Source organism: Arthrobacter sp. zg-Y916 (assembly GCF_020907385.1).
Lineage (GTDB): Bacteria > Actinomycetota > Actinomycetes > Actinomycetales > Micrococcaceae > Arthrobacter_B > Arthrobacter_B caoxuetaonis.
The window spans coordinates 239,372-254,284 of sequence record NZ_JAJJOD010000009.1 but is presented as its reverse complement, the minus strand read 5'-3'; the positions used below and the strand labels follow the sequence as shown (position 1 = coordinate 254,284).

At 66.4% G+C, this 14,913-nt stretch carries 14 protein-coding genes; 5 read left to right on the top strand and 9 right to left on the bottom strand.

The genetic code is table 11. From position 1 onward, the window contains the following. Positions 1-28: 28 nt before the first annotated feature. The 3 genes from tilS to dacB form a co-directional block, all read right to left on the bottom strand. A complete protein-coding gene (gene tilS, locus LOC59_RS14580; RefSeq protein WP_229972848.1) occupies positions 29-1,048 on the bottom strand; it encodes a tRNA lysidine(34) synthetase TilS in 1,020 nt (339 codons plus the stop codon). A gap of 91 nt (positions 1,049-1,139) precedes the next feature. Next, the gene (locus LOC59_RS14575; RefSeq protein WP_227896508.1) at positions 1,140-2,285 is read right to left on the bottom strand and encodes a zinc-dependent metalloprotease; all 1,146 of its coding nucleotides are present in this window, start codon (positions 2,283-2,285) and stop codon (positions 1,140-1,142) included. A gap of 61 nt (positions 2,286-2,346) precedes the next feature. After that, positions 2,347-3,762, bottom strand: coding sequence for a D-alanyl-D-alanine carboxypeptidase/D-alanyl-D-alanine endopeptidase (dacB, locus tag LOC59_RS14570; RefSeq protein ID WP_229972846.1), 1,416 nt, complete (start codon positions 3,760-3,762; stop codon positions 2,347-2,349). Between the two features lie 274 nt (positions 3,763-4,036). Between dacB and LOC59_RS14565 the strand changes: the two genes are divergently transcribed. Continuing rightward, positions 4,037-4,582 (top strand): inorganic diphosphatase, encoded by a 546-nt coding sequence (locus tag LOC59_RS14565; RefSeq protein WP_227896507.1) that lies wholly within the window; start codon positions 4,037-4,039, stop codon positions 4,580-4,582. Between the two features lie 134 nt (positions 4,583-4,716). Then, positions 4,717-5,352: a hypothetical protein gene (locus LOC59_RS14560; protein ID WP_227896506.1), complete on the top strand. Its 636-nt coding sequence runs from the start codon at positions 4,717-4,719 to the stop codon at positions 5,350-5,352. A gap of 106 nt (positions 5,353-5,458) precedes the next feature. Here LOC59_RS14560 and LOC59_RS14555 read toward each other — a convergent pair whose 3' ends face one another. Together LOC59_RS14555 and serS are read right to left on the bottom strand one after the other, a co-directional pair. Then, on the bottom strand, positions 5,459-6,304 hold the full coding sequence (locus LOC59_RS14555; protein ID WP_227915837.1) for an HAD family hydrolase: 846 nt from the start codon (positions 6,302-6,304) through the stop codon (positions 5,459-5,461). Between the two features lie 124 nt (positions 6,305-6,428). Then, complete coding sequence (gene serS, locus LOC59_RS14550) at positions 6,429-7,697, bottom strand: serine--tRNA ligase (protein ID WP_227896504.1); 1,269 nt, start codon at positions 7,695-7,697, stop codon at positions 6,429-6,431. Positions 7,698-7,763: 66 nt separating this feature from the next. On the opposite strand from serS, the gene LOC59_RS14545 reads away from it, so the two are divergent. Then, positions 7,764-8,891, top strand: coding sequence for a diacylglycerol/lipid kinase family protein (locus LOC59_RS14545; RefSeq protein ID WP_227896503.1), 1,128 nt, complete (start codon positions 7,764-7,766; stop codon positions 8,889-8,891). A 26-nt stretch (positions 8,892-8,917) separates the two neighbouring features. On the opposite strand, the gene LOC59_RS14540 is transcribed toward LOC59_RS14545, so the two are convergent. The 4 genes from LOC59_RS14540 to LOC59_RS14525 form a co-directional block, all read right to left on the bottom strand. After that, on the bottom strand, positions 8,918-9,196 hold the full coding sequence (locus tag LOC59_RS14540) for a hypothetical protein (protein ID WP_227896502.1): 279 nt from the start codon (positions 9,194-9,196) through the stop codon (positions 8,918-8,920). Positions 9,197-9,285: 89 nt separating this feature from the next. Further along, positions 9,286-10,260: a DNA topoisomerase IB gene (locus LOC59_RS14535; protein WP_227896501.1), complete on the bottom strand. Its 975-nt coding sequence runs from the start codon at positions 10,258-10,260 to the stop codon at positions 9,286-9,288. 2 nt (positions 10,261-10,262) lie between these two features. Further along, the gene (gene pheA, locus LOC59_RS14530) at positions 10,263-11,225 is read right to left on the bottom strand and encodes a prephenate dehydratase (RefSeq protein ID WP_227896500.1); all 963 of its coding nucleotides are present in this window, start codon (positions 11,223-11,225) and stop codon (positions 10,263-10,265) included. Beyond that, entirely contained in the window at positions 11,222-11,548 is a 327-nt protein-coding gene (locus LOC59_RS14525) for a rhodanese-like domain-containing protein (RefSeq protein ID WP_227896499.1), read from the bottom strand. Before LOC59_RS14525 ends, pheA begins: the two co-directional genes overlap by 4 nt. 137 nt (positions 11,549-11,685) lie before the next feature. Here LOC59_RS14525 and LOC59_RS14520 point away from each other — a divergent pair, with 137 nt between their 5' ends. Next, entirely contained in the window at positions 11,686-13,113 is a 1,428-nt protein-coding gene (locus LOC59_RS14520) for an amidase (RefSeq protein WP_229972761.1), read from the top strand. A 163-nt stretch (positions 13,114-13,276) separates the two neighbouring features. Then, positions 13,277-14,755, top strand: coding sequence for a peptide MFS transporter (locus tag LOC59_RS14515; protein ID WP_229972759.1), 1,479 nt, complete (start codon positions 13,277-13,279; stop codon positions 14,753-14,755). Positions 14,756-14,913: the final 158 nt, after the last annotated feature.

The window sequence follows — 14,913 nt, the reverse complement described above, 5'->3', positions numbered from 1 at the left end:
TCCCGGGTACGAGATGTTGCAGCTGGTCTTAGGCGCTGCTCTTTTTCCTAAAAACAAGATTGCCATAGCTTGAGGCACCTTGGGGAACCGGTTTGCCGCGCACCTGGCGGTAAGCGCTGACCTTACCCACCAGCTGGACGGGCCCGGCCGAGCCCTCCCGGCGCAGCAGTGCCTCCACTGCGCGCACCCTTTCCCAGCTGGGACGGGCGGCTCCGAGCTCCGCGGCGGCCAGGGCCAGCACCCGTTGCCTCAGTGCCGGGGGCAGCGCCCGAAGGCCGTCTTCCGAGAGCAGGATCTCATCCGGGCTGCCCGAATCCGGCGCTTCGCTGCGCAGCCGCGCATAGGTTTCGGTGGCCTGCCCGTCCAGGTAATCGGCGTCCTGTGCCAGGATCCGGGAACTGCGGTACAGCGCCTCCGCAATGCCCGGCCCCAGCGCCTGTTCAAGGAACGGAAGCACCTCGGTCCTCACCCGGGACCGTGCGTAGGCCGGGTCCGCGTTGGTCGGATCGTGCCAGGGGTCAAGGTCCTGGGCGGCGCAGATCTCTTCAACCTCATCGCGGCGCAGCCCCAGGAACGGACGGAGGTAACGGCCGCGGCGGGGCGGAATGCCGGCAAGGGACCTGGTCCCGGATCCGCGGGCCAGGCCAAGGAGCACCTGCTCGGCCTGGTCGTCCAGGGTATGGCCGAGCAGGACGGCGCCGGCGCCGGCCGCCTCGGCGGCGGCATCAAGTGCTTCATACCGGACGCTGCGGGCGGCAGCCTCGGGTCCCATGCCGGATTCGGGAACCCGGACACGGTGGATGGTGACCGGGTGCAGTCCCATGGCACCCAGCTTCTGAGCAGCTTGCGCGGCAACCTCGGCAGATCCGGGCTGAAGCCCGTGGTCAACGACGGCGGCACCGACCCGATAGTCCCCGCGCCGGTTGAAGAAGGACGCCGTCTCGGCGAGGGCCAGGGAGTCCGGGCCACCGCTGCAGGCGACCAGGAGCACGGGCGGGGCCTCGCCGCCGGGGGACAGGCCGGCGTCGAGCAGGAATTCCCGCAGCATGGCCCGGGCCTTGCCCAGCGTGGGGTTCAGCCGCTTACGGGCGCGTACTGCGGGAACGAGGGGATGCGTTTGGGAATCATTCACGTGCGGGTTACAGCCCCATCCGCTGGATCCAGAGGTCCGGGTTGTGGATCTCCGCTTCGGTGGGCAGGTTTTCCGCACGTTCCCAGACCCGGTTGAAGCCCTGCATGCCGGCTTTGTCCACCACGGACCGGACAAACCTGGATCCGTCCGCGTACTGGCGCATCTTGGCGTCCAGCCCCATCACCCTGCGGAAGAACTTGTCCAGCCAGCCCCGGTTGGCACCGCGGTCATTGAAGCGGCGGCGGATGGTCTTCACGCTCGGGATGATGCTGGAGTCGACTGCGTCCATCACCACGTTGGCGTGGCCCTCCAGCAGGCTCATGACAGCCGTGATGTGGGAGAGCCGGGCTTTGTCTTCCGGATCCTGCAGAAGGGTCAGCACGTCCATCTGCCGTGCGGGAACGCCGTCCGAAGATTCAACGGCCTTCCCTGTTCCGGCAGCGGCGGAAAGCTGCTTGGCCAGCTGGTTAATCCGCTCCGGCAGGCCCTGCGCCTTGTCCATCAGTCCGTTGCTGAGCTGCCGGATCTGGTCCAGCATGTGGTCGCGCAGCCACGGGGCCGCAGCGAACTGCACCCGATGGGTCTGTTCGTGCAGGCAGACCCAGAGCCTGAAGTCCCGGGGCTCAACATTCAGTTCCCGCTCGGTACTGATGATGTTCGGGGCCACCAGTAGCAGCCGGCCGCCGGTCTTGGACGGGTTATCCGCTGCCAGCGCTGCGAATGGGTCGTACTGGCCCAGCACCTTGCTGGCCAGGAATGCCAGCACGGCACCGAGTTCGGCACCGGTCAGCGTCCCGGCGACGGCGGTATTCGTGGCGTTGACTGCCTCCGGGCGCGTCTGGGCCAGGTGCTGCAGCATGGGGTTCATCAGGGCGGCGAAACTCTGTGAGTTCGCTTTGGCCCAGGACGCACGGTCGACAATCAGGACCTGCGAGTCACGCAGGTCCTCCGCTGCATCCAGGCCCGTAATCCGGTGGACGTGGGTCACGGATTCATCCGCGAGGCGGCGCAGGTCAGTTACGGCGGCCTGGATTTCGCGGCGGCTCATCTTGGGTCCGGGGGCCACCAGGGCAGCGGCCGTGGCAGCTGCGAAGTCCCAGTTCACCAAACGGCTGGCGGTTGCGGCACTCAGGTGCTGCTGGTTGCTTTCCATGGCACCATTCGATCACAGGCGCAGCTCAAAGTGTTCCGTCCGGTTCCAATTGCGCGGGTGTTCAGCGGCAGCCGCAACCGGCCAGAACCGCTGCAGCGGCGTCAACGGCTTCCCGGGCCTCGAGCGTGTTTCCGTCCAGTCCCCGTGCCACCAGCGCGAACGCCAGAAGCCGGCCATCGGCGTCGGTGACGTACCCGTTGAGCGCGGTGACGGCAAACAGTGTTCCGGTCTTCGCCCGGACCAAGCCGGCTGCGGCGCCGCCGTCGTCATACCGCCGCTCCAAGGTTCCGCTCAGCCCGGCGACCGGCAGGCCGCGGGCAACCGCACGCAGCCCCTCGTCGCTGGAGGTCAGGACCAGCCGGACGGCGTCCGCGAGCTGCCGCGCGGTCAACGCGTTTTCGGCCGCGAGTCCGGACACGTCCGCCAGCACCATGCCTGCGGTATCGATCCCCAGGGCTGATGCCTGGTCAGCCACAGTGTCCAGTGCGCCTTCAAACGACGGCTCGTGTCCCGTTGCCGCAGCCGCCGAGCGGGCCAGGGCTTCTGCAAGATAGTTGTCCGAGACCATCAGCATCTGCTGGATCTGGTCGGAGACCGTGGCCGACTCGACGACGGCAAGCCGGCGGGCTCCCGCCGCCACGGTTCCCCGTTCCACGCCGTCGGCCACACTGAAGCCGGCTTTCTCTCCGGCCTGGGCCAGGGCGTTCCGGAAAGCTTCTGCCGCAGCCATCGCCGCGTCCCCGGTACGCGGACCGCCCTGCCGGGATTCGTCCGTCCAGGCGGAGTTCACGGCCAGGGGGTAGACGGGAGCGATCTCCCCCGCGTCGATGTCCGCTTCGTTCCAAGCGGAGGAGAGCGCAGGACCCGTGAAAAAGGAATCATCGACCTGGACCCGGACAGTCCCGGCGTTGGAACCCAGGGCCTTGGCGGCAGACTGGGCAAGCGTCGCCAGTCCGGCCCGGCCGACGACGGCATCGTCGGCGGACTCTCCCGTGCCCAGCAGCACGTCCCCGCCGCCCCTCAGGACCACGACGGTCTCTCCCGCGGCTGCCGGCGCCGCATGGACGGTGGTTTCAAAGCGGGACCCGGGGTCCAGAGCCGAGGCTACGGCAGCCGCGGTCAGGACTTTCAGGGTCGACGCCGGCATCCCGGCCACCGCCGGATTCCGCTCGTACAGAACCCGCCCGGTAAGGGCATCAGTGACTACGGCGGAAAACGATCCGGCACCTTCCAGTGCGAGCTCGGCGTCAAGCAGGCCGGCCAGGACCGCCGGATCCGGAACCGGGGCGGCAGGGTCGAGCGGGCTGACGAAGGAATTCTTCGTCAGTGCTGCGGGGGGACGCTGGTAGGAAGGCGTCACGCTCTGGCGTTCGACAGCGGAACCGTCCAGCTCCCGGAGCAGGGGCGGACCGGCGTAGACAGCCAGGGGCACCAGCAGGACGGCAAAGGCCAGCGCCAGCGCCAACCCGGAGAACATCCTCGCCAAGGGCCACCATCTTCTGTTTCGTCGCTTCCCTGATGCCTCAGGTCCCGCCCCAGCGGCGGCCGTCTGCAAGGCTTCCAGCGCCGGGGCGGACCCGGCAACGCCTGCGGACATATATCTTTAACACTAGACCGGCGCGGTGAGCCAAACGGACATTCCCAAATGGACGGGGAATTCCGGCTGCGCCCATTGTCCATCTGCGCACTAAAGTGCACTAAACCGTCTGTCCGTTTGCGCGGTCCGCCCGGGCCGTTTTCAAGGAGCCGATATGAAACTCGACGTAACGATCGAGATCCCCAAGGGATCCCGCGTCAAGTACGAAATTGACCACGAGACGCACCGCCTGCGGCTGGACCGCGTGCTGTTCACCTCCATGCAGTACCCGACCCACTACGGCTACTTCGAAAACACCCTCGGCGAGGACGGCGATCCGCTGGACGCCATGGTCATGCTGCAGGACTTCGACCTGATCCCGGGTGTGCTGGTTGAATCCCGCCCGATCGGCGTCTTCAACATGGTGGACGACGGCGGCGGAGACGCCAAGGTCCTCTGCGTTCCCGTGGACCCGCGCTTCGACCACATCCAGGACATCTCCGACGTGTCGGATTTCCTGCTGGACGAAATCAAGCACTTCTTCACCAAGTACAAGGACCTTGAGCCGGGCAAGTGGGTAGAGGCCGCTGACTGGGAAGGCCGCGAAGCCGCCGAAGCAGAGGTCGAAGCTTCCCTCGAGCGTTTCAAGGCGCAGGGCGAGGCCAGCGAAGAGGACGAGCCGCAGGGCCGCGACGTCGACGCGAACCCCGAAAACAACTAGGGACTTCCTCCCCCAACGAGATGACAGAAACTGCACGTACCAGCGCTGGTACGTGCAGTTTCTGCTATCTGGACGCGGCACGCCCAATCAACCCCTAGCGGTTGTTTCGCCGGTTGCTCTGGCATGCTGAGGCCATGCATTTTGTGCTGACCATCAACCAGCGGGACTCCCGCGAGGTGGGCGACCAGGTTCCGGAGCTGCTTCGCTCCCTGCGGCACATTCCTGCTGCCGCTGGATTCCAGCGCTCCGTGGGGGATGAGGTCCAGGGGATCCTTGCTGATCCCGCTGCAGCGGTGGACGCCGCCCTGATTGCCGTGCGGGCCCGGCGCTGGCACGTTGGCCTCGGCGTTGGTGAAATCCGCCGTCCCCTGCCGCAGGATGTACTCCAGGCTGAAGGATTCGGGCTGGTCTACGCCAGGCGCGCGGTGGAACGGGCGCAGCGCACCGGAGACCGCATACCGCTGGCCGTTGAAGGACCCGATACCCAAATTGCTGCCGAAGCCGAGGCTGTCCTGCGTCTGCTGGGGCAGCTGGTGGCCAGCCGCACCACCGCGGAATGGAACGTTCTGGACCTGCTGACGCCCGGAGCCCGGGGGCAGCAGAAGTACGTGGCCGAAGTACTGGGCATCAGCGCACAGGCGGTCAGCAAGGCAGTGGTGCGCGCCCACTGGGTCGAGGAGTGGGCAACCCGTCCGGCTGCTGCCCGCCTGCTGGACCTGGCTGCGGGGCCTGCTGCCCTCCCGCCGGCGCCGCTTCCCTATCTGCGCTGAACATATCCGTACTGAACATATCCGCACTGCCCCACATATCCGTACTGCCCCGAAGCGCCACTGACCAGAACCTTGCGGTCAGCGTGTGGTGGCAAGGCGCGGCCGGTCAGCGCGGGGCGAGCAGGCTGCGGATGACCTTCGCGGCGCCGTCCTCATAGACCGAGCCGGTCACTTCGGAGGCAACGGACAGCACTTCCTTCGGGGACTGGCCCATAGCGACACCGCGTGCGGCCCAGGAGAGCATTTCAATGTCGTTGCGGCCGTCGCCCACGGCAACGGTGTGCAGGGGGTCGATGTCCAGACGGCGGCGGACCTGTTCCAGCGCGGATGCCTTGGTGACGCCTGCTGCGGCGATGTCCAGCCAGGCGGTCCAGCCCACTGAATACGTCACCCCGTGCAGGCCGATGGCGGCCACGGCGTCGCCGAATTCCTCGGCAGTGCTGTCGGTGCTGAACACCACCACACGCACGGCTTTGCTTTCGCGCAGGTATTCGAAGTCCACGGCCTGTGCTTCCGCGCCGAAGCTGGCGTCCTGGAACCGTTCGGTGGACAGGAAACGTCCCTCGTGGTCTTCCAGGGCGAACTTGGCGGTAGGCAGTGACACGCGCAGGGCGTCCAGCGCGGGGCGGGGATCAAAGACCACCCGGTCCACAATTTGGTAGCCGTCCGGCAGGGAGGTGTCGATCTGGAGGGTGACGCCGCCGTTGGAGCAGACGGTGAAGCCGTCAGTGAGGCCAATGCTCTCAAGGACCGGAAGTGCGGCGCCAAAGGAGCGGCCAGTGGAAATCACCAGGTGGTGGCCGGCGTCGATCGCGTCCCTGGCCGCGGAGCGGACATTGGGGGACATGTGCCCGTCGTGGTCCACCAGGGTTCCGTCGACGTCCAGGGCGATGAGGTGCTTGCTGTCTGTGTTGAACCGGTCTTCGATGCCGGCGGAGGTGAGAGTTGTCATCGACTCATATAAACAGACGTAGGTAAATAGCGGTAGGACGCGGTTCACACTCCGGGTGAACCGCGGGTGAACCGTTACCGGCCCCCGCCGCTGCACCGAATGCGGCAGCAGGGGACGGGCCGGATCAGAGGACCGGAAGGACTTCCAGGCCACCCATGTAGGGCTGAAGCGCCGCCGGCACGTTGACCGAACCGTCCGGATTCTGGTGGTGTTCGAGGATAGCGACGATCCAGCGGGTGGTTGCCAGCGTGCCGTTCAGCGTGGCCACAGCGCGGGTCTTGCCGTCCTGGCGTTCGCGGATGTTCAGGCGCCGGGCCTGGAACGTGGTGCAGTTCGACGTGGAGGTCAGCTCGCGGTAGGCGTTCTGGGTGGGCACCCAGGCTTCGCAGTCGTACTTGCGGGCTGCGGACATGCCCAGGTCTCCGGCTGCAGTTTCAATCACCCGGTAAGGCAGCTCGACCTTGGCCAGCATTTCCTCTTCCCAGGCCAGCAGCCGCTGATGCTCGGCCGCTGCTTCCTCAACGGAGGTGTAGGTGAACATTTCCACCTTGTTGAACTGGTGCACGCGGATGATTCCACGGGTGTCCTTGCCGTGGGAACCGGCTTCGCGGCGGTAGCAGGAGGACCAGCCGGCGTAACGTACCGGACCACCCGTGAGGTCCATGATCTCGTCGGCATGGTAGCCGGCCAGCGGAACCTCGGAGGTGCCCACCAGGTACAGGTCATCCTCGGCCAGGCGGTAGATCTCGGCGTCGTGGGCCACGTCAAAGCCCGTGCCCTGCATGGTTTCCGGGCGCACCAGAGTGGGCGTGATCATCGGCACGAAGCCGGCTTTGACTGCCTGGTCCATGGCCATCTGGAGCAGGCCCAGTTCCAGCCGGGCGCCGACGCCGCGCAGGAAGTAGAAACGGGAGCCGGATACCTTCGCACCGCGCTCCATGTCGATCGCCCCCAGGAGCTCGCCAAGTTCGAGGTGGTCGCGTGGGGTGAAACCTTCCGCCGCAAAGTCGCGGGGCGTACCTACGGTCTTGAGGACGGTGAAATCGTCTTCGCCGCCTGCGGGGACGCCGTCTTCAACGACGTTCGCAACGCGCCGGACCAGCGCCTCCTGCTCCGCCTGGACGGCGTCTGCCTCGGTTCCGGCGGCCTTGACGGCTGCAGCCAGTTCCTTGACCTCGGCGAGGAGCGCCTGCTTCTCTTCGCCCTTGGCCTGGGCGACACGCTTGCCGAACGCATTCTGCTCGGCCCGCAGCGTCTCGTAGCGGGTCCGCGCCTCGCGCCGGCGGGCGTCTGCGGAAATGATCGCGTCCACCAGCTCGGGTTCAGCCAGCCGTGCCCGTTGGGAAGCTCGGAACTTGTCAGGGTTTTCTCGCAGCTCATTAACATCGATCACGGTTCAAGAGTACCGAAAACCACCTTGCCGCCCCGCACGCAGGGCTGGACTAGTCTGGAAATCACCATGCCTGCCGAAATAGCCGTCATCCTGCTGCTGACAACTGCCGTTATCGCGTCCGTGTCGACCTGGCAGGTGATGTCCCGGCGGGAGCGCCGCCTGCTCGCCGCACGCGTCACCCGCCCGGTAGCCGCAGCTGACCAGCGGGTGGCCATGGTCATCAACCCGATCAAGTCGCAGGCAGATTCCGCCCGCACCATCCTCGCCGCAGCCTGCGAAATCGCAGGGTGGGAACCTCCGCTGATTTTCGAGACAACGGTGGAGTCCCCCGGCCACCAGCAGGCGCAGCAGGCGCTGGAAGCCGGAGCCGACGTCGTACTGGCAGCCGGCGGGGACGGCACTGTCCGCGAGGTGGCCCGCGCACTGGCAAACGCACCCGCGGCCATGGGCCTGATTCCGCTTGGCACCGGGAACCTGCTCGCCCGGAACCTCGGCCTGCCCCTCAATGACCTGGCCGGCAGCGTCCAGGCGGCGCTGCACGGTTCGGAGCGGCGGATCGACATGGGCCGGCTGGTGCTGGAGGACGCCCGCACCGGGGCCCGCTCCACCAGCAACTTCCTGGTCATGGGTGGAATCGGCCTTGATGCGGAGGTCATCGCGGCTACGCGTGACGAGCTCAAACGACGCGTGGGGTGGCTGGCCTACAGCGAAGCCGGCGTGCGGCTCATGCCCGGCCCGCGGCGCCGGATGCGCATCCAGCTCGACGACGAGCCGGCGCAGGTGCGCAAGGTCCGGAGCGTACTCTTCGCCAACACCGGCCGGCTGCCGGCAGGAATCGACTTCATCCCGTCAGCCGCGGTTGACGACGGCATGCTGGACATCGTGGTGCTGAGCCCCCGGACGGTCCTGGGCTGGGCAGCTGTGGTGGGCAAGATCGTCACCCGCAACCGCCGCGACCTTCCCCTGATCGAATACCGCCGGGCGCGCAGGGTCACCGTCAGCACCGAGGAACCCACGATCACCCAGCTGGACGGAGACCTGACGGGCGCAGCAACCAGCGTCAGTGTGACGGTGGACCCGCGGTGCCTTCGCGTCCGGGCTGCTGACCCCCAGCCGCCCGGCGGAGGGGCCGGAAGCACAGCGGCCGCCTCCCCAGCCCGGTCAAGGCTGCGGAGACGGCCGCCAACCGGCTGATTCCCGCCGGAAAAGGTCCTAAAGTGCTAGTCCTGGGTGCCTTCAGAGTCGGTGTAACCGCCTTCTTCGTCGCGGGCCCCGCCGCGGGACGGCGGCTCCTTTGAGCCGTCTGCGTCCGTGTACTCGCCTTCATCCTTCTTCAGCGAAGCAGGGGAGGCCTGCTGGCGGATGAGTTCCTGCTCCTCAGCGAAGCGGATGTCGTTACCCTGGTCGCCGACGTCACCGCGCCAGTTATCGTCGCCGGTGGACTGGCCGCTTGGCTTGGGATCCGTCAGCTGCTCTTCTTCATTCGGGTGCTCGCTCATAGTCCGCCTTTCGTTTCGATGGCTTGCCCGGCTGCCTTGCGGCACGGGTCTATAAGCATACTTACCATAAGGCGGGAGCAAATGCTCGGCTAATCCCCGAGCATCTCGCGCACTGCCGTCTCCGAGGCTGAGTAGCCGGCCACTGGAATCACTTCCCCGGCCAGGAAACGGTCCACCACGCGCGGGTCAATGTAGGACTTGCGGGCGACGGCGGGGGTGTTGCCCAGGCGCTCCGCCACCTCACGCACGGTCCGGGCCACGGCCTGCTGCTGCGCCCGCCTGGTTGTGGCTTCGGAGTGCGCCCGGGCCAGCCCCATTGCCGCAGAGACCGTTGCCTGCCAGGTCCTGAAGTCCTTGGCGGTGAAATCTCCGGCCGTCGCCTCGCGCAGGAAACCGTTCAGCTGGGAGGCGTCGATGCTGTGCCACTGCCCGTCCACGCCGATGTACGCCAGCGCGGTGTCCGCATCCGGCCGCTCCAGCATTGGCACCAGGGCAGCGACCAGGTCCTCGTCATCCAGCTCCACGTACCATTCCTGGCCGTGCTTGCCCGGAAATTCCAGGATCAGCCGGGTGTCCTGGACCGTGACATGTTCGATCCGCAGCGTGGTGGTTCCGTAGGAGCCGTTCATTTCGGCGTACCGGGAACCTCCGACCCGCAGGGCTCCGGAGTCTATGATCCGCAGCGCTGCCGCAAAGGCCCGCTCCGGTGTGCTTTCGCTGCTCCGCAGGTATTTCGTAATGATCCGGCGGGCGGCAGGGAGGGCCTGGGCCAGCTCCAGGGCACGGTCAAACTTTTCCCGGTCCTTCATCTCGCGCCAGTGCGGATGGTAAATGTACTGCCGCCGCCCTGCCGCGTCCTGGCCCGTGGCCTGGATGTGCCCGTTGGGGTAGGGACTAATCCAGACATCCTGCCAGGCGGGCGGGATGGCCAGTGATCGTATGCGCTTCAGTTCCCGCGGATCCCGCAGCACCTCGTTCCTCAGGCCGCGGTAGCTGAACCCCTTGCCCCAGCGGCGGCGGGTGTATCCGGGATGTTCGCAGTTGCTGCGGCGCAGGCGGGGCACGGCTAGCCGTCAATCAACGATGCGAGCCACTGGTCCGCAGCCTCGAACGCCTCGTCGGAGGTATGCGGCGGCACCTCCGCACGGCGGTGGTCCGCCCGTGGATAGGAGCCCAGGAACCTCAGCCCCGGCGAGACCCGGTGCAGGCCCTTCAGTGCGTCGGCCACCCTTGCGTCAGAGACGTGCCCGTCGGCGTCGATGCTGAAGAAGTAGTCACCAAGGAAGGCTCCGGTGGGCCGGGACTCAATCCGGCTCAGGTTGACCCCGCGGGTGGAGAAGTGTTCCAGGATTTCCATGAGTGCGCCCGGACGGTCTTCGGGAAGCGGAATAACCACGGTTGTCTTGTCCGCGCCGGTCGGTTCCGGCAGGAGTCCGGGCAGGCTGATCAGGATGAACCGCGTGACCGCGTCCGCTACGTCCCCTATGTCCCGGGCAATAACGTTCAGCCCCAGCCGCGAAGCCACCAGGGGCGCGCAGATGGCGGCATCGAAGCCGGACTCCGGATCCTGGAGTCCGACGGCGGCTGCCGCCGTCGACGAGGCGGGCAAATATTCCGCATGTGGAATGTTTTGTTCCGCCCAGTCCCGGCACTGCGCCCAGGCGTGGCTGTGCGTGGAAACCCGGCGGATGTCTGCCAGTTCCATGCCGGGCCGAACCGCCAGGACAAAGGTGATGGGAACCAGGATTTCGCGCAGGATCCGCAGCGGCTGACCTACGGAGATCGCATCAAGCGTGGCGCTGACGCCGCCTTCTACCGAGTTCTCGATCGGCACCACAGCGGCATTGGCGTGCCCGGACCGCACCTTTTCCAGGGCCGAGCTGACGCTTGCGGACGGAATGCGCACCGCCTGGTCGGCTCCGGGAACCTGCAGCAGGGCCGCTTCGGTGAACGTTCCCTCCGGGCCCAGATAGGTGTAGACCATGGTGCCGGGCAGCCGCGGCGTCCCGGCGCTGCCGGAGCCGCTCATACGACGGTGGGTTCTTTCCCGTTGTCGGAGACCATCGGCTGGCCGGCCTCCAGCCAGGCGCCCATGCCGCCGGTGACGTTGACGGCGGAATATCCATGGGCTTCGAGCCACTGGGCAGCCCGGGCGCTGCGGCCGCCCGAGCGGCAGATCACCGCAAGGTCGGTGTCCGGGTCAAGGTCATCCAGGCGCTCCGGAAGCTGGTCCAGCGGAATGTGCAAAGCGCCGGGGGCGTGCCCTGCTTCCCATTCATAGTCCTCGCGGACATCAAGGATCCGGGCACCTTCAGGAATGGCCGTCACGGACACGTTTTCCATCTCGCTCATTGCTTCCTCGCAGTTGTCATAGCCGGGTCTGACAAGGCACGCGATAGCCTGCCGTCAGGTCTTTCCCACATTTTCTTCAAGCCTATAGTGGGACGCACCGCCAGAGAACCGAAGAGCCCCGGCCCCGGAGGTAACAAATGTCCATTGGTCCTACTACCGGCAACAGCGCCAACTCCTCCGCCGGAGAGTTGGGCGGCATGACCGCCGTCGCGCTGCGGGACGCTCTTGCCGCCGGCGAAATATCGGCGCGGGAAGCTGCCGAGTACTTTCTGGGCCGGGTCGCCGAGCTGAATCCGGAGCTGGGCTCCTTTGTTGAAGTCACCGCCGAGCCGGCCCTCCGCGAAGCTGCACGGGCCGATGTTGAGCACGCCCGCGGCCGGAACCTTGGCCTGCTGCACGGCATGCCGCTGGCGCACAAGGACCTCACCGACGTCGCGGGTGTTCCCACCACCATGGGCAGTGCCGCGGTACCGCGCGAACCCGCGGCGCAGGACGGCCCGCTTCCCGCCATTCTCCGGCGGGCCGGCGCCATCAGCCTGGGCAAGACGCAGGTGCCCGAGTTTGGCCTCAGCAGCTACAGCGAGAACCTCATCGGCCAGCCTGCGCGCAATCCCCTCGATCCTTCACTGAGTCCGGGCGGCTCATCCGGAGGCAGCGCGGCTGCGGTCGCTGCGGGAATGCTGCCGTTTGCGCCTGGCACCGACGGCGGCGGGTCAGTTCGGATCCCGGCAGCGGCGACCGGCCTGACCGGCCTCAAGCCGAACCGCGGACGGGTGCCTTCCGGCGGGGGCCAGCGCGACCTCGGCCAGTTTGTGGTCGCCGGGCCGCTGGCCAGGACGGCTGCCGACGCCGCCCTGCTGCTGGATGCCATGACCGGCGAGCCGAACTTCCACGCCACGAGTGCACCCGCCGTCCCGGGCAGTTTCCTGGCGGCCGCACAGCGCGCCGAGGGCCGCTTCCGCATAGGGGTCAGCGCACGCTCACCGTTTGAGTCCCGGCTGGAGATCCGGCTGGACCCTGACGCGCGGCTGGCCCTGGAGGCGGGCATCGTGGCACTTACCAACGCCGGCCATGACATCTCCGAAGCCGAGGTCCGATATGACGAGCGGTATCCGGATGCCTTCGGCCTGGTCTGGACCGCACCGCTGGCGAACATTCCGCTCCCGCCGGGCGCCGAGGAGCTGCTGACCCCGCTCACGGCAACCATGCGGCGCCGGGCCCTGCAGCGGTCCGCAGCAGACTTGGCCGCCGCCGTCGACATCCTGCGCGGTTTCGAGGAGGACACCATCTCCCAGTATTCGCAGTGGGACATGGTGCTCACACCGGCACTGGGCATGACGCCGCGTCCCATCGGCTGGTACTGGACCGGCGACGCCGACGAAGATTACGCCCTGCAGTGCCAGTATTCTCCGTTCACCTCCATGGTGAATGTGTGCGGCCTTCCCGCCATCACAGTGCCCACCTACCGGAATGCGGACGGACTGTGGATGGGCATCCAGCTCATCGGGCGTCCTGGAGCGGAAGCAGAGCTGCTTTCCGTGGCGGCGCAGCTTGAGGCCCACTAACAGCACGACGCTTAATGATCGGCAGTTTTGTCCAGCATGTGGACAAAACTGGCCATGACACGGTGATACCTGTCACAGACCCTTGATTGTTCTTCCACGGATCACCCCGGTTTTGGCGGAAATGTGCCGTTAGGGCCCCTTGGCCCTTTGGGATTATTGGACAATGAGTCCAAGTCCCACCACTACCGAACCCGCTGCCGCACTGCCGGCACGCAAGGCGTTCTTCGGCCACCCCCGCATGCTCGCGAACCTTTTCAGCGTTGAGCTCTGGGAGCGGTTCTCGTTCTACGGCATGCAGGGAATCCTGCTCTACTACATGTACTACTCCGTCACAGACGGCGGCCTGGGCATGGACGAAGGAGTCGCAGCCGGCCTCGTCGGAGCCTACGGCGGCGGCGTGTACCTCTCTTCCATCGCCGGAGCCTGGCTCGCGGACCGTATCCTCGGCTCGGAACGGACACTCTTCTACTCGGCCATGATCGTGATGATCGGCCACATCTCCCTGTCGCTGGTTCCCGGCTACGCGGGCCTGGCCATCGGATTGGTCCTCATCGCACTCGGTTCGGGCGGCTTGAAGGCAAATGCCACCGCACTGGTCGGCTCGTTGTACGAAAAGACCGACGAGCGGCGTGATGCAGGCTTCTCCATTTTCTACATGGGCATCAACATCGGCGCCCTCATCGGCCCGATCCTGACCGGCCTGCTGTGGGATTCCTTCGGCTTCCACGTCGGCTTTGGCCTGGCCGCGGTAGGCATGGGTATCGGCCTGGCACAGTACGCCGCCACCCGGAAGTACCTGCCCGAGTCCGCCCACCTGGTGGCCAACCCGCTGCCCAAAGCCCAGTTCGCCCGCGTCGGCGGCCTTGCCGTACTCGTCCTCGCCGCCGTCGGCGCCGCAATTGCCTTCGGCCTGATCAACAGCCAGAACCTTGTTGCCCTGATGGCCGTGGTGGCGCTGCTCTCTGCCATCGCGTACTTCGTGGTGATCCTGTCGAGTAAGCGGGTCAGCGCCATCGAGCGCAAGCGGGTCTTCTCTTTCATGCCGCTCTTTGTTGCCAGCACGGCCTTCTGGGCCCTGTTCCAGCAGCAGTTCACCGTCGTCGCGCTTTATGCGGATACCTCACTGAACCTTGACCTGTTCGGCTGGGAGATGCCGCCGAGCTTCGTCCAGTCCATCAACCCGGTGTTCATCATCGTGTTCGCCGCGATTTTCGCCAGCATGTGGACCAAGATGGGCACACGCCAGCCCGGCACACCGCTGAAGTTCGGCATGGGGCTGGCCGTCATGGGACTCGCGTTCCTGGCGTTCATCCCGTTCTCCGGCGGCGGCCCCGCCAGCACGCCGCTTCTTGCCCTGGCAGGCATCCTGCTGCTCTTCACGTTCGCGGAACTGACACTGTCCCCCACGGGGCTTTCCGCGGCGACCAAGCTCGCTCCGGCGGCGTTCCCCACCCAGATGGTGGCCCTGTTCTACCTGTCGGTATCCCTGGGCAGCACGCTTTCGGGCTGGCTCGCACAGTTCTATAACCGGGAGACCGAAGTCGGCTACTTCTCCTTCCTGGGCCTCACTGCCATCGCACTCGGCATCATTCTCGCGGCGTTCGCTCCGGCGATCAAAAAGCTCATGGGCGGCGTTCGCTAACAATTTTATAAATCGATACAAAAAGTGCCCGCTTGGTTACCAAACGGGCACTTTTTGCTATCCGGTCATACCCTCGAAGCGTCTGCCCGCACTAGACACTATGACGGCGGACCTCCCTATCTGGTGCAGGTTCGTCGCCGGAGAGCGCCGTTCCCGGA